Annotated in this window: 20 protein-coding genes and 1 rRNA gene; 20 read left to right on the top strand and 1 reads right to left on the bottom strand. The window is 52.5% G+C overall.

From position 1 onward, the window contains the following. The 9 genes from rrf to pssA all read left to right on the top strand — a co-directional run. Nucleotides 1-89, top strand: a 5S ribosomal RNA gene (gene rrf, locus FHT67_RS28505); the annotation flags it as partial. Between the two features lie 638 nt (nt 90-727). Beyond that, nucleotides 728-1189, top strand: coding sequence for a CtsR family transcriptional regulator (locus tag FHT67_RS28500; RefSeq protein WP_132313282.1), 462 nt, complete (start codon nt 728-730; stop codon nt 1187-1189). A 38-nt stretch (nt 1190-1227) separates the two neighbouring features. Continuing rightward, a complete protein-coding gene (gene mcsA, locus FHT67_RS28495) occupies nt 1228-1752 on the top strand; it encodes a protein-arginine kinase activator protein McsA (protein WP_132313284.1) in 525 nt (174 codons plus the stop codon). Between the two features lie 64 nt (nt 1753-1816). After that, nucleotides 1817-2854, top strand: coding sequence for a protein-arginine kinase McsB (mcsB, locus tag FHT67_RS28490; RefSeq protein WP_481856099.1), 1038 nt, complete (start codon nt 1817-1819; stop codon nt 2852-2854). A gap of 3 nt (nt 2855-2857) precedes the next feature. After that, complete coding sequence (gene clpC, locus FHT67_RS28485; protein WP_132313288.1) at nt 2858-5311, top strand: ATP-dependent protease ATP-binding subunit ClpC; 2454 nt, start codon at nt 2858-2860, stop codon at nt 5309-5311. A 165-nt stretch (nt 5312-5476) separates the two neighbouring features. Then, nucleotides 5477-5833 (top strand): antibiotic biosynthesis monooxygenase, encoded by a 357-nt coding sequence (locus tag FHT67_RS28480; protein WP_167202045.1) that lies wholly within the window; start codon nt 5477-5479, stop codon nt 5831-5833. A 183-nt stretch (nt 5834-6016) separates the two neighbouring features. Then, complete coding sequence (gene radA / locus FHT67_RS28475) at nt 6017-7384, top strand: DNA repair protein RadA (RefSeq protein WP_132313292.1); 1368 nt, start codon at nt 6017-6019, stop codon at nt 7382-7384. 9 nt (nt 7385-7393) lie between these two features. Then, complete coding sequence (gene disA, locus FHT67_RS28470) at nt 7394-8470, top strand: DNA integrity scanning diadenylate cyclase DisA (protein WP_132313294.1); 1077 nt, start codon at nt 7394-7396, stop codon at nt 8468-8470. An 87-nt stretch (nt 8471-8557) separates the two neighbouring features. After that, entirely contained in the window at nt 8558-9301 is a 744-nt protein-coding gene (pssA, locus tag FHT67_RS28465; RefSeq protein WP_132313296.1) for a CDP-diacylglycerol--serine O-phosphatidyltransferase, read from the top strand. A 160-nt stretch (nt 9302-9461) separates the two neighbouring features. Here pssA and FHT67_RS28460 read toward each other — a convergent pair whose 3' ends face one another. Further along, on the bottom strand, nt 9462-9857 hold the full coding sequence (locus FHT67_RS28460) for a nucleoside triphosphate pyrophosphohydrolase family protein (protein ID WP_132313359.1): 396 nt from the start codon (nt 9855-9857) through the stop codon (nt 9462-9464). Between the two features lie 150 nt (nt 9858-10007). On the opposite strand from FHT67_RS28460, the gene FHT67_RS28455 reads away from it, so the two are divergent. The 11 genes from FHT67_RS28455 to rpmG all read left to right on the top strand — a co-directional run bounded on the left by FHT67_RS28455 (nt 10008) and on the right by rpmG (nt 19633). After that, a complete protein-coding gene (locus FHT67_RS28455; RefSeq protein WP_167202044.1) occupies nt 10008-11099 on the top strand; it encodes a PIN/TRAM domain-containing protein in 1092 nt (363 codons plus the stop codon). 49 nt (nt 11100-11148) lie between these two features. Then, nucleotides 11149-11859 (top strand): 2-C-methyl-D-erythritol 4-phosphate cytidylyltransferase, encoded by a 711-nt coding sequence (gene ispD / locus FHT67_RS28450; RefSeq protein ID WP_167202043.1) that lies wholly within the window; start codon nt 11149-11151, stop codon nt 11857-11859. Next, the gene (ispF, locus tag FHT67_RS28445) at nt 11856-12344 is read left to right on the top strand and encodes a 2-C-methyl-D-erythritol 2,4-cyclodiphosphate synthase (RefSeq protein WP_015847249.1); all 489 of its coding nucleotides are present in this window, start codon (nt 11856-11858) and stop codon (nt 12342-12344) included. Before ispD ends, ispF begins: the two co-directional genes overlap by 4 nt. A gap of 31 nt (nt 12345-12375) precedes the next feature. Next, a complete protein-coding gene (gene gltX / locus FHT67_RS28440; RefSeq protein ID WP_167202042.1) occupies nt 12376-13839 on the top strand; it encodes a glutamate--tRNA ligase in 1464 nt (487 codons plus the stop codon). 551 nt (nt 13840-14390) lie between these two features. Beyond that, a complete protein-coding gene (gene cysE, locus FHT67_RS28435) occupies nt 14391-15053 on the top strand; it encodes a serine O-acetyltransferase (RefSeq protein WP_132313304.1) in 663 nt (220 codons plus the stop codon). After that, nucleotides 15050-16462, top strand: a complete 1413-nt coding sequence (gene cysS, locus FHT67_RS28430) for a cysteine--tRNA ligase (protein ID WP_167202041.1) — start codon at nt 15050-15052, stop codon at nt 16460-16462. Before cysE ends, cysS begins: the two co-directional genes overlap by 4 nt. 36 nt (nt 16463-16498) lie before the next feature. Next, complete coding sequence (locus tag FHT67_RS28425) at nt 16499-16996, top strand: Mini-ribonuclease 3 (protein ID WP_243711833.1); 498 nt, start codon at nt 16499-16501, stop codon at nt 16994-16996. 23 nt (nt 16997-17019) lie between these two features. Continuing rightward, a complete protein-coding gene (gene rlmB / locus FHT67_RS28420) occupies nt 17020-17748 on the top strand; it encodes a 23S rRNA (guanosine(2251)-2'-O)-methyltransferase RlmB (protein ID WP_041614742.1) in 729 nt (242 codons plus the stop codon). A 3-nt stretch (nt 17749-17751) separates the two neighbouring features. Next, on the top strand, nt 17752-18276 hold the full coding sequence (locus FHT67_RS28415) for an NYN domain-containing protein (RefSeq protein ID WP_132313308.1): 525 nt from the start codon (nt 17752-17754) through the stop codon (nt 18274-18276). Nucleotides 18277-18507: 231 nt separating this feature from the next. Further along, nucleotides 18508-19158: an RNA polymerase sporulation sigma factor SigH gene (gene sigH / locus FHT67_RS28410; RefSeq protein WP_015847243.1), complete on the top strand. Its 651-nt coding sequence runs from the start codon at nt 18508-18510 to the stop codon at nt 19156-19158. A 325-nt stretch (nt 19159-19483) separates the two neighbouring features. Continuing rightward, nucleotides 19484-19633 (top strand): 50S ribosomal protein L33, encoded by a 150-nt coding sequence (rpmG, locus tag FHT67_RS28405; RefSeq protein ID WP_015847242.1) that lies wholly within the window; start codon nt 19484-19486, stop codon nt 19631-19633.

The following is a 19633-nucleotide window of genomic DNA, read 5'->3' as shown; positions in this document are numbered from 1 at the left end:
GCGTTCCCATACCGAACACGACCGTTAAGCCCTCCAGCGCCGATGGTACTTGGACCGCAGGGTCCTGGGAGAGTAGGACGTCGCCAAGCAATGAAGAGCCTGTCGCATTATGCGGCAGGCTTTTTGTTTCCGTTAAAGTTATCAACCGTTCATCCACAACCCGAACAGCTGATCCACACTGGGATCCAGCTGCCTTTTTGTGTTTATATCCACATGTGAATAGTCGCTCAATTGCAACTTATCTGTATTTTGTAGATAAAATTGTGTATAAATCGTGAAATCTCCTTATTTTATGCGTGATTGCGCTCTGGATAACTGAATAATCGCGTGGATAGACAATTGACGCCTAACCAAGCGGTTCCCCATTACTTCTTGCCCTGTTTATAAATTCCCCGTAACGGTTTAATAACAATATAGAGCCTTTGGCTAGCTCGAGCGTTTTGCACACCGTTTATTCACAAATGTGAGTAGTCGGTGGATGATGGGCTGGAAGGACAGCTGTAGCTGTGCGTTTGTGGGATGGTCTGTGTATAAATCGCATCCATCCGCACCATGCTAGATAATGACGATAGTGTGATTGTTAAATTATCAGAAAATTGAAATTCCGAGTATTGACCTTTCCTGATTTTTGCGTATAATAAAGTTAAAGTCAAAGAAAGTCAAAGTCAGTTGGGGCAGCATTTCCACAAATGCATCCACAGCTCATGTCGCCAGGAGGTTGGTAAATTTGCGTAACATTTCCGATCTCATCGAGCAGTACTTGAAGCAGATGTTGCAGGAAAGCCCGGAAGGCGCCGTTGAAATTCAACGCAATGAACTGGCAGACAAGTTTTCCTGCGTTCCGTCGCAGATCAACTATGTGATTAGTACCCGGTTCACTTTGGAGAAGGGATACATGGTTGAAAGCAAGCGCGGCGGCGGCGGTTATATCCGCATTCAGCGGGTAGACCTGCCGGCGCTTAAGACGATTCAATTCCATATCCATCAAACGATTGGCGATTGCGTCGAGCAAAGCGTGGCGGAGGGGCTGATTTATCAGCTGGAGGAGGCAAGACTAATTACGAAACGGGAAGCGAACCTGCTTCGGTCCGCGGTTGACCGCGACACCATCGCCGTCAAGCTGCCGCTTCGTGATGAGATCAGAGCCAGGTTACTACGCTCCATGCTGATAGCTTTATTAGCCAAATAAGCGCCTGAGAAGGCTACACCGAAAGGAGGGGATTCGGCTTGATTTGCCAAGAATGCGGCAAAAAGCCGGCAACGCTTCATTTTACGAAAATCGTGAACGGTGAAAAGACCGAATTTCACATCTGTGAATCCTGTGCAAGGGAACGGGGAGAAGGCATCCCCGGCGCTCCAAACGGGTTCTCCATTCACAGTCTGCTGTCGGGCCTTCTCGATTTTGATCCGAGCAGCACTAACGGCGTAAACAGCGCCAAGCAACAGCAAATGATCCGCTGCGATAACTGCGGATTAACGTATACGCAATTCAGCAAGATCGGCAGGTTCGGCTGCAGCAACTGCTACCGCCAATTTACCGAGAAGTTAGATCCTCTGCTGAAACGTGTACATGGCAATACGGTCCATGTTGGTAAAATACCGAAGCGTTCCGGCGGCCAAATTCAGTACAAGCGAGAGATTGAACAGCTGCGGCGGGATTTGCAAAGCCGTATCGAACGAGAAGAATTTGAAAGCGCGGCTCATATTCGTGATCGAATCCGTGAGCTGGAGCGTAAAATAGTAGATCTGTAAGGCGCACGAAGGAGGTTTACTCTTGGCGAGTCATCGTTTTTCTGAGCAAGCGTTAAGCGATTGGATGAAGGGAGTTGGACCTGACTCCGATATCGTCATTAGCAGCCGAGTACGCATTGCGCGAAACTTGCGGCAGTTTCCCTTCCCGATGCTTGCTACCAATCAGCAGTCGCTTGATGTCATGAATCAGCTCACTGCAATAGGGCAATCCGGCAAGCTGGATCCGGTAGGACATTTCGAAACGATTGTTTTATCGGAGCTAAGCGAGCTGGAAAGAAGGGTATTGGTTGAGAAGCATCTGATTAGCCCCAATCTGGCTAACGAGTCACGCGGAGGGGCAGTCATTCTTAGCGAGAATGAATCGGTCAGTATCATGATCAACGAAGAGGATCATCTTCGTATACAGTGCCTGTATCCGGGTTTTCAAGTCAAAGAGGCTTGGACGCTGGCGAATCAGATCGATGATATTTTCGAGGAAGAAACCAATTACGCATTCGATGAAAAGAGAGGTTATTTAACCACCTGTCCGACGAATGTGGGAACGGGAATACGCGCATCGGTTATGATGCATCTGCCGGCACTTGTGCTGACTCAGCAGATTAACCGAATTTTATCGGCTGTCACGCAAGTTGGTCTCGCTGTCCGTGGGATGTACGGCGAAGGCAGCGAAGCGCTGGGGAATCTGTTCCAGATATCGAACCAGATAACGCTGGGACAGACTGAAGGCGAAATCATCGATAATTTGCACGGAGTAGCCAAGCAGATTATCGAGCATGAGAGGGCAGCAAGGCAAAGGCTGATGTCCGAGTCCCGGCTTCGGATTGAAGACCGCGTAAGACGCTCTTACGGGATATTGTCTTATGCGGCGGTGATGGACTCCAAGGAATCCGCTCAGCGGTTGTCCGATGTAAGGCTAGGCGTAGATCTGGGGATTTTGGATCACGTCACGAGCCAATCCTTGAATGAATTAATTGTAATGACGCAGCCCGGGTTTCTGCAGCAGACGTTCAACGAGAAGATGAGCGCCGATCAGCGGGATTACCGCAGGGCCGAATTAATCCGCAATCAATTGCGGAGTCAAACCGAGCATGGGGGTGCATGAAACATGATGTTTGGACGATTTACGGAGCGAGCGCAAAAGGTTCTTGCCTTGGCGCAGGAGGAAGCGGTTCGTCTTGGTCACAATAATATTGGTACGGAGCATATTCTCCTCGGACTGATTCGCGAAGGGGAAGGCATTGCAGCGAAGGCTTTAATCGGGCTTGGTCTTGGACTTGAGAAAATTCAGGACGAAGTCGAAGCATTGATCGGCCGCGGTCAAGAGCAGCCGACAAACATTGCCTATACGCCACGCGCGAAAAAGGTAATCGAGCTGTCGATGGACGAAGCAAGAAAGCTTGGCCATACGTACGTAGGCACGGAACATATCCTGCTTGGCCTGATTCGCGAAGGAGAAGGCGTAGCGGCCCGTGTTCTGAACAACCTTGGCATCAGCCTTAATAAAGCTCGTCAGCAAGTGCTTCAGCTGCTGGGAAGCAGCGAAGCGGTATCCAGCAGTCACGGCTCTCCATCCAATGTGAGCACGCCAACGCTGGACGGCTTAGCCCGCGACCTGACCGCTTATGCTCGCGAAGGCAATCTGGATCCGGTGATTGGCCGCAGCAAGGAAATCGAGCGCGTCATCCAGGTGCTCAGCCGCCGCACGAAGAACAATCCTGTTCTGATCGGTGAGCCGGGCGTAGGTAAAACGGCGATTGCCGAAGGTCTTGCCCAAAAGATCATCGCAAACGAAATTCCGGAGACATTGCGCGACAAACGCGTTATGACGCTGGATATGGGCTCCGTTGTAGCCGGTACGAAGTACCGCGGCGAATTCGAAGACCGCTTGAAAAAAATCATGGATGAGATCCGCCAGGCCGGCAACATTATCCTGTTCATCGACGAGCTTCATACGCTGATTGGTGCAGGCGGCGCCGAAGGCGCGATTGACGCCTCCAATATTCTGAAGCCTGCGCTTGCCCGAGGCGAGCTGCAGTGCATCGGCGCAACGACGCTGGATGAGTACCGCAAATACATCGAGAAGGATGCCGCGCTGGAGCGCCGTTTCCAACCGATTACGGTTGATCAGCCGTCGCCGGAAGAAGCGATTCAAATTCTGCACGGCCTGCGTGACCGTTATGAGGCTCATCATCGCGTGAAAATCACGGATGATGCAATCGTGCAAGCCGTGAAGCTGTCCGATCGTTACATTACGGACCGGTTCCTGCCGGACAAAGCGATCGACCTAATCGACGAGGCAAGCTCCAAAGTGAGACTTAATTCGTATACGGTACCGCCTAATCTCAAACAACTGGAGAACCGTCTGGAGGATATCCGCAAGGAGAAGGACGCCGCGGTTCAAAGCCAGGAGTTCGAGAAAGCGGCAGCCCTTCGCGATACGGAGCAAAAAATCCGCGAAGAGCTCGACGTAACGAAGAACCAGTGGAAAGAAAAACAAGGCCGCACCGATTCCGAGGTAACGCCAGAAGATATCGCGCAAGTCGTAGCGAGCTGGACGGGAATTCCGGTCAGCAAGCTGGCGGAGGAAGAAACCGAGCGTCTGCTCAAGATGGAAGACATTCTGCATGATCGCGTAATCGGTCAAGAGGATGCGGTTAAAGCGGTATCGAGAGCCATCCGCAGAGCACGCGCCGGTCTGAAGGATCCGAAGCGTCCAATCGGTTCGTTCATCTTCCTTGGTCCTACAGGGGTAGGTAAAACCGAGCTGGCCCGAGCACTCGCGGAAGCGATGTTCGGAGACGAGAACGCGGTTATCCGCATCGATATGTCGGAGTACATGGAGAAACACTCCACGTCCCGTCTCGTCGGAGCGCCTCCGGGATACGTCGGCTACGAAGAAGGCGGTCAATTAACCGAGAAAGTACGCCGCAAGCCGTATTCCGTTGTCCTCCTCGACGAAATCGAGAAGGCGCATCCGGAAGTGTTCAACATCCTGCTGCAAGTGCTCGAGGACGGCCGTCTGACCGACTCCAAAGGCAGAGTGGTTGATTTCCGCAACACGCTGATCATCATGACTTCGAATGTTGGCGCGGATCAAATCAAACGCAATTCTTCGCTTGGCTTCACAGCCGTGCAGGATTCGGGCCGAGAGTTCAACCAAATGAAGGATAAAGTGATGGCTGAGCTGAAGAAAAGCTTCCGTCCGGAGTTCCTGAACCGGATCGACGAAACAATCGTGTTCCACTCGCTGGAGCAAGAGCATATCGCTCAAATCGTTACGCTTATGTCCGAAGAGCTTCGCAAACGGCTGCGCGAGCAAGAGGTGGATTTCATTCTTACCGACGCGGCAAAAGCGTTCCTCGCGAAGGAGGGCTTCGATCCGCAATACGGTGCGCGTCCGCTGCGCCGCGCGATTCAGAAGCATATCGAGGACCGGATTTCCGAGGAGCTCTTGCTCGGCAAGATCCGCAAAGGCGATTCCTTCACGATTGACGAGAAGGACGGCGAGTTGACCGTTAATAAATCCGAAGCTGTTTCGGAAGAGCCGGCTGCAAAATAAGAAAGACAACCAGCTGCCCGGGCGAGGGAATCCTTCGCCGGGCAGCTTTTGTTTTATCTTAGAGAAGTTTGACAATGATAATCATTATCGTATATGCTTGCAGTAATGATATTGCAGCGATGAAGGGTTCAGATATAGAAGCTTGGGACGACGGAGGGACTTAAGATGATCGTTATGACGAATACGATAAAAATAAAAAAAGGCCACGGGGAAGAGGTGGCGGAGCGGTTCCAGAAAACGAAAGGCATTGAGCAATCGGCCGGCTTTGTTCGCATGGAGGTCATGCTGACCGAAGGGTTGGAAGACTACGATGAATTGAAGGTAAGCACCACCTGGGAGACGAAAGCATCCTTTGAAGGCTGGATGAACAGCGATTCCTTCCGTCAGGCGCATGCCCACAGGGGAAACAACCAGTCTGAAGGCGGCAAAGGAAAGGATGGCGGTGGCGAACGGATTATGCTGGGCTCCCAGCTAACGACTCACCGGATTCTCGTATCCAGAGAGGCTGCGGTCAGCTCATAATTTTTGCAGCTTATACTTTTGCATCTTTTAACAAAAGCTTTCTTTATTCCGATGATGGGATAAGGGAGGCTTTTTTATTTGCTGGAATCTATTGGTCCGTACATTAGTTCGCAAGAAGGGGTTTATACCCTACGGATAAAATGGTAAACTTTGAATGGTAACGCTTGTTAAAAGGAGCCTTGTATGGCAAAGATAAAACTAAAGTTTGTATGTACTGAATGCGGGACGGAATCGCCGAAATGGCTTGGCAAATGTCCGGGCTGCCAGTCTTGGAACACGATGGTGGAGGAAAAAGAGACCGTTATCAAAACACAAGGTGTCGGTCTTCGCGTGGCTCAGACGAAAGAAAAGCCGCAATCCATCATACATATAGAAAGTGGGCAGGAACCGCGTATTGAAACACGGTTGCAGGAGCTTAACCGGGTGCTGGGCGGCGGCGTTGTGCCGGGCTCTCTCATTCTGGTAGGCGGGGATCCCGGAATCGGAAAATCCACGTTGCTGCTGCAAACCTCGCATGCATTGGCCTCCAAGGGGCTGAAGGTGCTGTATATTTCCGGGGAGGAGTCCGTCCGGCAGACGCGCCTTCGCGCTGACCGGCTTGGTGCTCTGACGGAATCCCTTTTTGTCCTTTGCGAAACGAATATGGAGCAAATCAACGATGCGATTGAATCGGTCCAGCCGGACTTTCTCGTTATCGACTCCATTCAAACGGTGTACGACCCGAATGTTCAATCCGCCCCGGGAAGCGTAGCCCAGGTAAGGGAATGCACGGCTCATTTTATGAGAGTGGCCAAGATCAACGGTATCGCTACCGTCCTTGTCGGGCATGTCACGAAGGAAGGCGCCATTGCCGGTCCTCGCTTGCTGGAGCATATGGTGGACTGCGTGCTGTACTTCGAAGGCGAGCGGCATCACACTTACCGGCTGCTCCGGGCCGTAAAGAACAGATTTGGTTCCACCAACGAGATCGGCATATTCGAAATGGGTGAAGAGGGCCTTCGCGAAGTAGCCAATCCTTCGGAGCTGTTCCTGTCGGAACGCCCGCTTGGCGTATCCGGTTCTACGGTTGTAGCCAGCATGGAAGGAACCCGCCCCGTTCTGGTTGAGCTTCAGGCGCTTGTCGCAGCAACGAATTTCCCGTCGCCGCGGCGGATGTCCACAGGGATCGACCATCACCGGATGGCATTGATTATCGCAGTATTAGAGAAGCGGATCGGCATGTTTTTGCAGACGCAGGATGCCTATTTGAATGTGGCGGGCGGCGTGAAGCTGGATGAGCCGGCAGTTGACCTTGCTGCTGCAGTCTCGCTTGCATCAAGCTTTCGCGATGCACCTACTCGCCCTTATGACGTTATCTTCGGCGAAGTGGGCCTGACGGGCGAGGTTCGCGCAGTATCCCGTGCCGAGCAGCGGGTGAAGGAAGCGGAGAAGCTTGGCTTCAAGCGGGTCATTATGCCGGAGAAAAGCTTAAAGGGCTGGAAGCCGCCGGAAGGCATCGAGATTATCGGCGTGAGTACGGTAGCAGAAGCGCTGTCCGCGGCACTTGGATAGGGGGCAAATATGAAGGAACAAAGTCAGCTAGAAATAATGAACCAGCTATTGCAATTAGTCGCGCCAGGCACCCCGTTCCGTGATGGGCTTGATAATGTGCTACGGGCCAAAACGGGCGCTCTGCTTGTTGTCGGGTATAGTCCCGAAGTGATGGAGGTCGTGGATGGAGGCTTTTCCATCAACTGCGATTTTTCCCCAAACTATTTGTATGAGCTCGCCAAAATGGACGGAGCGATCATCCTCAGCGAGGATATGAAACGGATTTTGTACGCCAATACGCAGCTTATTCCGAATAACTCGATTTCTTCCATCGAGACCGGTATCCGCCACCGCACAGCGGAGCGGGTAGCGAAGCAGACGGGCAAGCTTGTCGTGTCGATCTCGCAGCGCCGGAATATCATTACGCTATACCAAGGCAATTTACGCTATTCGCTCAAAGAGATGGGCGTTATATTGACGAAGGCCAATCAGGCGATTCAAACGCTTGAGAAATATAAGGTCGTACTTAGCCAATCGCTCACCAACCTGTCGGCCCTTGAATTTGAGGAGCTGGTCACGCTGCAGGAGGTTGCGCATGTGGTGCAGCGGGTCGAAATGGTTCTGCGCGTCAAAATGGAAATCAAGCGTTACGTCACCGAGCTTGGCACGGAGGGACGCCTTATCGCCATGCAGATGGAGGAGCTCGTGAACGGCGTTGACGAAGATGCCTGGTATCTCCTGAAGGACTATGCCAAGGACAATTCCGACGACAAAATCCGGGAAATCCGCGCAGCGCTCAAGAAGCTCAGCGCGGAAGACCTGCTGGATGCGCCTCCGATTATCCGTCTTCTCGGCTATACGCATACCGCCGCCATGGTGGAGGAAGCGGTGTCGCCGCGAGGCTTCAGGCTGCTGAATAAAATCCCTCGCCTGCCATTAATTATAATGAATAATCTGATTGAGCGGTTCGGTCGGCTGCCTCATATTCTGATGGCAACCATTGACGAGCTTGACGAAGTGGACGGTATCGGAGAGGTTCGCGCCCGTGCCATTAAGGATGGCTTGAAGCGGATCCAAGAGCAGATGTTCATTGACAGACAAATTTAAATCTCATACAATGGATGGAATGTGTACCGTATTCCAATCATACATTAGTAAACGGTTTTAGGGCATAGTAGAGAAGAGGTGGAATAGATGATCACTAAGTCGATACCGAGCCTTCTCACGGTCGGAAACTTATTCTTAGGAATAGCCGCCATTATTCTCGTGTTTAATGAAAAGCCGGAGACAGCAGCGATGATGGTTATTATTGCGATGCTGCTTGACGGGGTGGACGGCCGTGTAGCACGTGCGCTGAACGCGCAAAGCGAGTTCGGCAAAGAGCTCGATTCGTTATCCGATGTGATCTCGTTCGGCGTGGCGCCGGCTTTTATTATGTATGTCGTTGCCTTTCAAGAGCTTAACCCGACCATTGCCTGGATTATTACCGGACTGTTCCCGATTTGCGGTGCATTGAGGCTGGCCCGATTCAATGTCATACCCGGGAAGCCGGGATACTTTATCGGTCTTCCTATTCCTGCTGCCGGAGGTGTGTTGTGCACGCTGGCGCTGTTTCAGGACGATATTGCAGTCTCGGTCTTGTTAGCGAGCACACTGGTGCTCTCCTTGCTCATGGTAAGCACGATTAAATATCCGAACTTTAAAAAAATCGGCATCTCCAAGGGTGCGATCTGGGCGATTCCTTTTGTAGTCGCGCTGGCTATTTTCCTTGGGATCCAATTCCCTGACCAGTTATCCAAAATCATCTTTGTTCCGATGCTGTTATATGCGCTTTACGGTCTAAAAAAAAACGTTGACGGCCGCATGAAGAAACGCGTTCGCAAACGCCGCGGCAAAGATGTACAGGATGAGAACGTACAATCGGAGACGACTGCGTAAACAATCCCCACAAAGTGAAGCAAATGCTCTGGAGCTTATTCCGAGTACTTTGCGGGGGCCCCGGGGTATAAACCGAAAAGCTAAAAGGCATAAAAAAGAAAGAGCTGTTCCCCGTACTCGTTAATCGACGAGTATTAGGAGCAGCTCTTTTTTGCGCTTATTACGTTAAATTAAACAATCCGAGGGTAGAGCATTTATCGTATTCCTTGGCGACAACTTCGTCTAATTCAATATCAAGCAGATTGCACATGGCGGTCATGTAGAACAAATTCCTCCCAAGCTCGGATTTGAGCACATCGCGGCAGGATTCGCATACTTGGCCTGAGATATGGCTTTGAAGCGTAGATTTGGCACTCTCGAGATTCGGTTCATCTGCATACTCTTGCTTGCGGGCATTGAGTTCAATACAACCACAGTCCGTTACGGCCTTCGTCACCGCGCGGTTTACGGATGCACCGGACTGACCAAACTTGGACATGACGTCCAGCAGGCTCCGATGCCTAAGCAATAGTTCTGATACTTGCTGCTGGAATTGTTCCAGTGTAGGAGCACTCATCGATTCCACCTCTTTCATCAGCTTCATCTGCTATAACTGCTAATTCCATTATAAGCATACCCTGCCATCATTTCAAAATGAAAAATCATTCACGAACCTACGGTTTAGCCCGTCCATTATTGGAACATAATTGTAATGGAGGTGGTATTTATGATGAAACGAATTATTCAAATGGCCGGTCTATTATTTGGCGGATTGGCCGGGCTGGAAGTAGAAGGAAAAACGAATGGCATAGAAGGCTGGACGCAATCGTCGCTTGGTATTTGGCAAGGAACTAGCATGTATTATTTCGCGATTGGAGCACTTTTTGGACTTCTTGTTGCGAGCATGGCTGCAGGACGGATTATGAAGTTTATGCAGCGCGGTATTGAGCAAACGGCCGAAATGCCGATGAAGGATTTGCTGGCCGGCAGCGGCGGGCTTCTTGCGGGACTGCTCTTGTCCGCGCTTTTGTACCCGGCGGTGGCAAAGCTTGGAGGTCCGGGGCTGCTGATTCCGGCAGTGATGTCCCTGTTCTTCGGTTACGTGGGTCTTCGAATCGGCTTAAGCAAGAAAGACGAGCTGGCGGCAGCGGCATCGGCGATGCTGGAGCAGCGCAAGGCAGTACCGGCGGCTAGTGAAGCGGGGGGCTTTGAAGAGCATAAAATTTTGGATACCAGCGTCATTATCGACGGCCGGATTGCGGATATCTGCAAAACCGGATTTATCGAAGGAACGCTGGTCATTCCGGAATTCGTGCTTGAGGAGCTGCAGCATATCGCGGACTCTTCGGATCTGCTGAAGCGAAACCGGGGACGCCGCGGACTTGATATTTTGAACAAAATCCAAAAGGAATTGGATGTTCGGGTGCTTATCTACGAAGGAGACTTTGAAGAAATAAGCGAGGTGGACAGTAAATTAGTCAAGCTTGCGAAAGCCCTTAAAGGCAAGGTTGTTACCAATGACTTCAATTTGAACAAGGTATGCGAGCTGCAAGGGGTATCGGTACTGAACATAAATGATTTGGCTAATGCAGTGAAGCCCGTCGTCCTGCCCGGTGAGGAAATTATCGTACAAGTTATCAAGGACGGCAAAGAGCATGGGCAAGGCGTCGCCTATCTGGACGACGGTACGATGATCGTTGTGGAAGGCGGACGCGATTATATCGGCAACACGATGGAAGTGCTCGTCACGAGCGTTCTGCAGACCTCGGCAGGCAGAATGATATTCGCAAAGCCTAAGCTGTTGGAAAAAGCGCTGTAACCTTGTATAGTAGGGAGTAGTTGTTTATACGTACGAGGGAGATTAGGCGATGAATGCACATTGGGGAGCGGTTGTCGTTGCGGCCGGACGCGGTTCGCGGATGGGAACCAAAGAAAGCAAGCAGTATTTGCCGCTGCACGGAAAGCCGATACTCGTGCATACGCTGGAATTGTTCCAGTCGATGGACGAGATTGCAGATATAGCGCTTGTGGTTGGCGCGGATGACGTGGAACGCTGCACCGGGCTTGTAGAAGAGTACAAGCTTGGGAAGGTGACGGCCGTGGTGGCCGGGGGAAGCGAGCGCCAGCATTCGGTCTTTGCGGGGATCAAGGCGTTGTCGCCGGCTGCCGAATGGGTAATGGTGCATGACGGCGTGCGTCCGCTCGTCACGCGGAAGGCGATACGAGCCTGCTGCGAGAAAGCCGAGTGGAGCGGCGCTGCCGTCCTGGCCGTACCGGTTAAGGATACAATCAAACAGGTAGACGACACGGGTCTGATCGTTTCAACGCCGGACCGCCGAAGCTTGTGGGCGATACAAACGCCGCAAGCTTTTCGTCGTGATTTGCTGACCGCGGCGCATGAGCGCGCGGCGGCGGAGCATTTTCTCGGCACGGACGATGCCATGGTGGTGGAGCGCACGGGTGCGCCCGTCGCTATTGCGGAAGGCGACTATACGAATATCAAGATCACGACGCCGGACGATCTTCCGTGGGCGGAGTTTTTGTTGGAGACACAGAGGAGAGAGGGGAACAAGCAATGATTCGAGTAGGACAAGGCTTTGACGTGCATCAGCTGGTGGAGGGTCGTCCCTGCATTATCGGGGGCGTGACGATTCCTTATGAGAAAGGGCTGCTGGGTCATTCCGACGCGGACGTGCTGCTGCATGCGATTACCGACGCGATTCTCGGGGCGCTTGGTCTTGGCGATATCGGCAAGCACTTCCCGGATACATCCGAGGAATTCAAGGACGCCGACAGTTTGAAGCTGCTTGAGCATGTATGGGCGCTTGCGAAGGAGCGGGGCTACAAGCTTGGCAATTGCGATTCGACGATTATTGCCCAACGTCCGAAGATGGCGCCTTACATTCCGCAAATGGCGGAGATTATCGCGCGCGCGTTGGAAGCGGACATCGAGCAAGTGAACGTGAAGGCGACGACGACCGAGCAGCTTGGTTTTACCGGCAGAGGCGAAGGAATTGCCTCCCAATCGGTTGTCTGCTTGATTCAGGATGTTATAATCAAGTAGTGGTTTAGTTATACGAGAGGGGTTATTAGCGATGACACAAGAAGTGAGAGTCCGTTATGCACCGTCCCCGACGGGTCATTTACATATCGGTAATGCCAGAACGGCCTTATTCAATTATTTGTATGCGCGCAGCCAAGGCGGCAAATTCATTATCCGCATTGAAGATACCGACGTGAAACGCAACGTGGCGGGCGGGGAAGAAAGCCAGCTGAAATACTTGAAATGGCTTGGCATCGACTGGGATGAGAGCATTGATATTGGCGGTGGCTACGGTCCGTATCGTCAGACCGAGCGCCTTGAAATATACAAAGAATATTGGCAGGACCTGATTGACCGCGGTCTTGCTTACCGCTGCTATTGCACGGAAGAAGAGCTCGAGCGGGAGCGGGAAGAGCAGATGAGCCGCGGCGAGACGCCTCGTTATTCCGGACGCCACCGCAATCTGACGGAAGAACAGCGCCAGGCGTTTGAAGCCGAAGGCCGCGTAGCCAGCGTGCGATTCCGCGTGCCGGAGGGCAAGACCTTCGCGTGGGACGATATGGTTAAAGGCTCCATCAGTTTCGATACGGCCGAGATGGGCGACTTCGTTATCGTGAAGAAGGACGGCATCCCGACCTACAACTTTGCCGTTGTCATCGACGACTACCTGATGAAGATCAGCCACGTGCTGCGCGGCGAGGATCATATCTCCAACACGCCGCGTCAGCTGATGATCTACGAAGCGCTGGGCTGGGAAGCTCCCAAGTTTGCTCATATGACGCTGATCGTGAACGAGAGCCGCAAGAAGCTCAGCAAACGCGACGAGTCGATCATCCAGTTCATCGAGCAATACGATGATCTTGGCTATCTGCCTGAAGCGTTGTTCAATTTTATCGCTTTGCTTGGCTGGTCGCCGGAAGGAGAGCAGGAGATTTTCTCTCATGACGAGCTGGTTAACGTATTTACGGCTGAACGCCTGAGCAAGAGCCCTGCCGTATTCGACACGCAGAAGCTGAGCTGGATGAACGGCGAGTATATGAAAAAGATCGACCTCGAGCGCCTTGTCGACCTTTGTCTGCCGCATTTGCAGAAGGCCGGCCGCGTGGCCGAACAGCTGGATGCCGCTGGCCGGGAATGGGTGACGGCGCTGGCAGCTCTCTACCAAGAGAAGCTCCGCGCCGCATCGGACATCGTAGAGCTTACGGAGCTGTTCTTCCGCGATACGGTGGAGGATGAAGAGGAAGCCAAAGCTGTGCTTGCCGAAGAGCAGGTACCGGCTGTCCTGACAGCGTTCCTTGGCAGGATCGAAGAGAGCGAGGCATCGGCCTTTACCGTTGACGGCATTAAAGACTGGATCAAAGCGGTTCAGAAGGAAACCGGCTTCAAAGGCAAGCAGCTGTTTATGCCTATCCGCGCTGCGCTTACGGGGCAGACGCATGGCTCGGACCTGAACCAGTCTATCGCCTTGCTTGGCCGCGACAAAGTCATTAACCGCCTCAAGAACCGTTTGGGCTAAGCATTGCCGGGGCGGACAAGGTTGACAAGCGGTGTTATAAATTCCTTGTCACCCTTACGGGGATTCGCTATACTGTTACTAATTACAATTCGATGACTCAAAAAGCCATGAACAGGAAAAGTACGTTTTGCCGGATTTACAGAGAGGACAATCAGCATTTGCCTATTGCCAGTCTAAGGAATGGCAGGTAGGGATGCGGGCTGCAAGTTGTCTAGTTCGGGGGGCGGAAAATTGCACCTGGGAGCTTTGTTCCGATCCGTAATCCTACCGCTTCGTATACCGGAGCCGGCGGAGCGGGGTAGGCAGCAACGTATCAGCCAACGTTACAGGCTTTAAGACGGACAGCCGGGTTAGGCTGGGCTTAAGCTCGTTATCGGGCTGCGGTCCGCAAACCGGTCTCGTTCAAGCAGAGTGGAACCGCGACGTTACACGCCCGCCTCTGCAGCATTTCAAATGCTGCGGGGGCTTTTTTGTTTTTCAGGCATTTAGCTTCACCTTGTTAGCTTTGTTTCGCTGTGGGGGGCCGCAGCACGGGGGAGAGGAGAACACGCATGTTTCGCCATATTAGATCAGACATTAAGGCAGTATTTGAGAACGACCCGGCCGCGCGAAGCCGGTTTGAGGTTGTCTTTACGTATTCGGGTCTGCACGCGATATGGGCGCACCGGATCGCGAATAAATTTTTCCGTAGAGGATGGTTTACGGTTGCGCGGATTATTTCTCAGTTCAGCCGTTTTATGACGGGCATCGAGATTCACCCGGGAGCCACGATCGGAGAGCGGTTGTTCATCGACCACGGAATGGGTATAGTGATTGGAGAAACATGCGAGATCGGCGATGATGTCGTTATTTACCAAGGCGTAACGCTTGGAGGAACGGGCAAGGAAAAAGGCAAACGCCATCCTACCATCGGCAACAATGTCGTTATCGGTTCCGGCGCGAAAGTATTAGGCTCGTTCCGCGTTGGCGATAATTCGAATATCGGATCCAATGCCGTCGTCCTGCGCGAGGTGCCCGACAACTGTACGGTCGTGGGAAATCCGGGCCGCGTCGTAAGGCGCAATGGCGAACGGGTTGGAGACCGGCTGGACCATAAGCAGCTGCCGGACCCTGTCATCGAGATGTTCCGCGAAATGCAAAAGGAAATAGATCGTTTAAAGGCCGAGGTCGAGAGGCTTCGCGAACCTGTAGCTGGAGGAGAAACGAGATCATGAACGTTCAAATTTATAATACGCTGACCCGAACAAAGGAAGCATTCGTCCCGCAGGAGCCGGGAAAAGTAAAAATGTACGTCTGCGGACCAACGGTTTATGACTATATTCATATCGGCAACGCGCGTCCGGTTATTTTCTTCGATGTCGTGCGCCGTTACTTGGAGTACGCGGGTTATGACGTGAACTACATCGTGAACTTCACGGACGTAGACGACAAGCTGATCAAGAAAGCGGAGCAATCGGGGCTGACGGTTCCGGAGGTTGCCGATAAATTCATTAACGCGTTTAACGAGGATATCGCTTCGCTGGGCGTGCACAAGGCAACGCTGAACCCGCGCGTGACCGAGCATATCCCGGCGATCATTGCGTTTATTCAAGGCCTTGTCGACACAGGCTATGCTTATGCAAGCGAAGGCGACGTCTATTACCGCACCTCGAAGTTCGAGGAATACGGCAAGCTGTCGCATCAGAATCTGGAGGAGCTGCAATTCGGCATCCGGATCGAGGTTGGCGAGCGCAAGGAAAATCCGCAGGACTTCGTCCTGTGGAAGGGCGCAAAGCCTGGCGAAATCAACTGGGAAAGCCCATGGGGACCTGGACGCCCCGGCTGGCATATCGAATGCTCGGCGATGGCGCGCGAATATTTGGGCGATACGCTTGATATTCACGGTGGCGGCCACGACCTGCAGTTCCCGCACCATGAGTGCGAGGTTGCCCAATCCGAGGCGCTGACGGGCAAGCAGCTTGCGAACTACTGGATGCATAACGGCTACATTCATATCAACAATGAAAAGATGTCCAAGTCGCTTGGCAACGGGATTACGGTTAACGAGCTGGTGAAGCGCGTAAAGCCGGCCGCTATCCGTTACTTTATATTGTCGACGCATTACCGCAGCCCGCTTAACTTCACGGACGAGACCATCGCCCAGGCCGAGAACAGCGTAGAGCGGATCGCGAATTGCGAGGCCAACCTGAAGCACCGGCTTTCCGCGTTCGGCGGTCAAGCGGAGGGTGCGGCTCCCGGGGAGCTTGCCGGCAGAATCGCTCAGCTCAAGGCGCAATTCGAAGCGAAGATGGGCGACGACTTCAATACGCCGGATGCGATTACCTCCGTATTCGAGCTGGTTACGGAAGCGAATCAGTACATGAACCGCGCGGACGCTTCGGCCGAAGGCATCGCCGCATTGCTGGCAGCGCTTGAGGGGATGAACGCGGTACTGGGCCTGCTGCCGGAAGCGGGGGCGGATGCCGAGTTGCTGGATGACGAGATAGACGCGCTGATTGCAGAGCGAACGGAAGCTCGTAAGACGAAGAATTGGGCAAGAGCGGACGAAATCCGAAATCTGCTCACCGAAAAAGGCATTGCGTTAGAGGACACTCCGCAAGGGATTCGCTGGCGGCGCCTGTAGGGCTCTGCCGCAAAATCGATTGGAGGACGTGTCATATTGAACAGCAATGAACGGGAACAGGCAAGCTTAGAGGAAGCGGGACAAGGAAGCGGAGCGGGAGCGGGGCTTCTGTTCCACCGTCCGGCCAAGAAAACGCAGCTTATTAATCCGGTTGTGCTCGCTTATGTAGGAGACAGCGTGTTTGAGTTGTTGGTCCGGCAATACCTGGTATCGCTGCCCAATCATAAATCGCATCATCTTCATAAGGAAGCGACTAAGATCGTATCGGCGAAGGCGCAGCGCAAGCTGCTGGAAAAGTGGCAGCCGATGCTGACGGAAGAGGAAGCGGATATCGTCAGGCGCGGCCGCAATACGAAATCCGGAGCGCCGCCAAAGAACGCGGACCCGGCCGATTACCGGCAGGCTACCGCGCTGGAATGCCTGGTCGGGTATTTGTACTACGAAGGACGGATTGACCGTCTGCATGAATTGTTTGCGGCAGCTGTCACGCCGCAGGCGGAGGGCCATCAGGAAGAGAAGGAGGGACAAGCGTGAGCGAACGTTACAACCAAGAAGAAATGATTGCGGGCAAGCATCCCGTTATGGAGGCGCTTCGTTCCGGACGCGATATCAATAAGATCTGGATCGCCGAGGGTGCGCAGAAGAGCCTGACCCAGCCAATCGTGGCCGAGGCCAAGCAGCATGGCGTCATCGTGCAGTTTGTGGACAAGCGCAAGCTGGATACGATGGTGGAGGGCGTACAGCATCAGGGCGTTGTTGCGCAGGCGGCGGCTTTCGCTTACGCGGAGATCGAGGATCTGCTTGCAAGAGCCCGCGAGCTGAACGAAACGCCGTTTCTGCTTATTCTCGACGAGATTGAGGATCCGCATAATTTGGGTTCTATTTTGCGTACGGCAGAATGTACCGGCGTCCATGGGGTCATTATTCCGAAGCGCCGTTCGGTTGGCCTGACGGCAACCGTGCTGAAGACGTCCGCTGGCGCGGCCGAGCATGTGCCGGTAGCGCGGGTGACGAACCTTGCCCAAACCATCGACCGCTTGAAGGAAGAGGGCGTATGGGTAGCGGGGACGGACGTAAGCGCTCCGCAGGATGTCTATAAGACGAAATTTGATCTGCCGCTTGCGATTGTAATCGGGAACGAAGGCAAAGGAATGGGCCGCTTGATTAAAGAAAAATGCGATTTTCTGGTCAAGCTGCCGATGCACGGCCGTCTTAATTCTTTGAACGCATCCGTGGCAGCTGGCGTTTTGATGTACGAAGTGGTCAGGCAGCGTCGGAGCGTATAGCCGGTGAATCGGCGCAATGATATTTTGCTGGTGGACGGCTATAATATGATCGGCGCCTGGCCCATGCTTGAGAAGCTGAAGGAGATCGAACTGGAGGAAGCGCGGGACAAGCTGCTTGACATGCTGGCCGATTACCAAGGCTTCTCGGGCATGACGGTGTATGTTGTTTTTGATGCCCATCAAGTGCCCGGACTCGGCGCAACTTACCGGCATCATAAGCTGACGATTGTCTATACGAAAGAGAAAGAAACGGCGGACGAATGCATTGAGCGGCTGGTTACCGAATTAACGGCCAGACGGCGCAATGTATTTGTCGCCACTTCCGATCTCGTCGAACAGCATGTCGCTTTTGGCAAGGGGGCTCTTCGGTTATCGGCTCGCGAGCTGCTGATCAATATCCAGCAGAATCGAAAGCAAATCGAGCTGACTTTGCGGGAGGACATACCGGTCAAGCGCAACACGCTCGACGGCAATCTCAGCCTTGAGGTGCGCACAAAGCTGGAGCGGCTTCGGCGCGGCGGCAAATAGTCGTATTTTTTATCCATAAAGTTACAGAATTTCTATTAAAACGACTCTATCCTAGCGGCAAATCGGTTGACGGTGTAAGATTACATAATGTATACTGGCTCTATATTTAGTGATGAGAACGGCGGTTTTATCGCTATTTTGTCTTGTTTAAATTCGTTGTGGCAGGAAGCCATGGAGATAGGTTGCATATGAATCTAGCGGCGTACGCCTTGCAGGCCGGAGGGATAGTTCGTGAGCATCGACCTCAAAAAATGGAGTACGCTTGAGTATGACTGCAGTTCTGACGAGGATATCGTGGAAGCGGTTCGTAACGGCGACAGTCTGGCTCTTGAATATTTGATCAACAAATATAAGAACTTTGTCCGTGCCAAGGCGCGTTCTTACTTCCTGATCGGGGCAGACCGGGAAGATATCGTGCAGGAAGGCATGATCGGACTCTATAAATCTATCCGCGACTTTAAAGGGGACAAGCTTGCTAGCTTTAAAGCTTTTGCGGAGCTATGCATTACGCGGCAGATTATTACGGCGATAAAGACGGCTACCCGGCAGAAGCATATTCCGCTTAATTCTTATGTTTCTTTGGACAAGCCTATTTACGACGAAGATTCTGACCGTACTCTTCTTGACGTGATTTGCGGTACCCGGGTTTCCGATCCGGAGGAGCTTATCATTAATCAGGAAGAATTTGTTGGTCTTGAGGACAAGATGTCGGAGATTCTGAGCGATCTGGAGCGGAAGGTGCTTATGCTCTATCTGGACGGCAGATCGTATCAGGAAATTGCCGTTGACCTCGACAGACATGTCAAATCGATTGACAATGCCCTGCAGCGCGTAAAGCGCAAACTTGAGCGTTACTTGGAAGTTCGGGATCTTAGCGGATAAGCTATTAATCTTAATACGTGCTGAAGCGATATGAGCTGTTCTCTCGTCCGGTTATCAGGCCGGAGGCGGAGGGCAGCTCATTTTAAGTTTTAAAAGCGGGAATTGTGACGATAATGGTAGAGACGAGCGTCCTGGTGTCGCCATATTTCCATAATATTCGCTATGGCCCAGTCTATGTTTCCATTGACATTGGAATAGGCCGTGTGATAAATTGTTTTAGGTAGGCCTTGATGTGAGGCTTTGTTTTGTATTGGGGCCGAAGTTGCAATGTCATATACATATGGCGTTGTGAACCGTTATTTAGCAGTTCGGGAGGTGTAATTCAATGCGGGTAATAATCACGTTGGCATGCACAAACTGCAAACAGAGAAACTATGCGAGCAGCAAGAACAAACGCAATCACCCCGACCGCATCGAGTTGAAGAAGTTTTGCAAGTTCTGTAACGAGCAGACTCCTCATCGCGAGACGAGATAG

Source organism: Paenibacillus sp. BK720 (genome assembly GCF_011761545.1).
GTDB lineage: Bacteria > Bacillota > Bacilli > Paenibacillales > Paenibacillaceae > Pristimantibacillus.
Note: the sequence above shows the minus strand (reverse complement) of the source record. Positions and strands in the feature narration are given on the sequence as shown.

What these genes read in the sequence shown, in the direction of transcription:
- rpmG (WP_015847242.1), top strand. Translation starts at nt 19,484, where the DNA reads ATGCGGGTAATAATCACGTTGGCATGCACAAACTGCAAACAGAGAAAC.
- FHT67_RS28480 (WP_167202045.1), top strand. Translation starts at nt 5,477, where the DNA reads ATGATCGTTATGACGAATACGATAAAAATAAAAAAAGGCCACGGGGAA.
- disA (WP_132313294.1), top strand. Translation starts at nt 7,394, where the DNA reads ATGAAGGAACAAAGTCAGCTAGAAATAATGAACCAGCTATTGCAATTA.
- mcsB (WP_481856099.1), top strand. Translation starts at nt 1,817, where the DNA reads ATGAAGGGAGTTGGACCTGACTCCGATATCGTCATTAGCAGCCGAGTA.
- clpC (WP_132313288.1), top strand. Translation starts at nt 2,858, where the DNA reads ATGATGTTTGGACGATTTACGGAGCGAGCGCAAAAGGTTCTTGCCTTG.
- pssA (WP_132313296.1), top strand. Translation starts at nt 8,558, where the DNA reads ATGATCACTAAGTCGATACCGAGCCTTCTCACGGTCGGAAACTTATTC.
- cysE (WP_132313304.1), top strand. Translation starts at nt 14,391, where the DNA reads ATGTTTCGCCATATTAGATCAGACATTAAGGCAGTATTTGAGAACGAC.
- FHT67_RS28455 (WP_167202044.1), top strand. Translation starts at nt 10,008, where the DNA reads ATGATGAAACGAATTATTCAAATGGCCGGTCTATTATTTGGCGGATTG.
- cysS (WP_167202041.1), top strand. Translation starts at nt 15,050, where the DNA reads ATGAACGTTCAAATTTATAATACGCTGACCCGAACAAAGGAAGCATTC.
- FHT67_RS28460 (WP_132313359.1), bottom strand. Translation starts at nt 9,857, where the DNA reads ATGAGTGCTCCTACACTGGAACAATTCCAGCAGCAAGTATCAGAACTA.
- gltX (WP_167202042.1), top strand. Translation starts at nt 12,376, where the DNA reads ATGACACAAGAAGTGAGAGTCCGTTATGCACCGTCCCCGACGGGTCAT.
- ispF (WP_015847249.1), top strand. Translation starts at nt 11,856, where the DNA reads ATGATTCGAGTAGGACAAGGCTTTGACGTGCATCAGCTGGTGGAGGGT.
- ispD (WP_167202043.1), top strand. Translation starts at nt 11,149, where the DNA reads ATGAATGCACATTGGGGAGCGGTTGTCGTTGCGGCCGGACGCGGTTCG.
- radA (WP_132313292.1), top strand. Translation starts at nt 6,017, where the DNA reads ATGGCAAAGATAAAACTAAAGTTTGTATGTACTGAATGCGGGACGGAA.
- rlmB (WP_041614742.1), top strand. Translation starts at nt 17,020, where the DNA reads ATGATTGCGGGCAAGCATCCCGTTATGGAGGCGCTTCGTTCCGGACGC.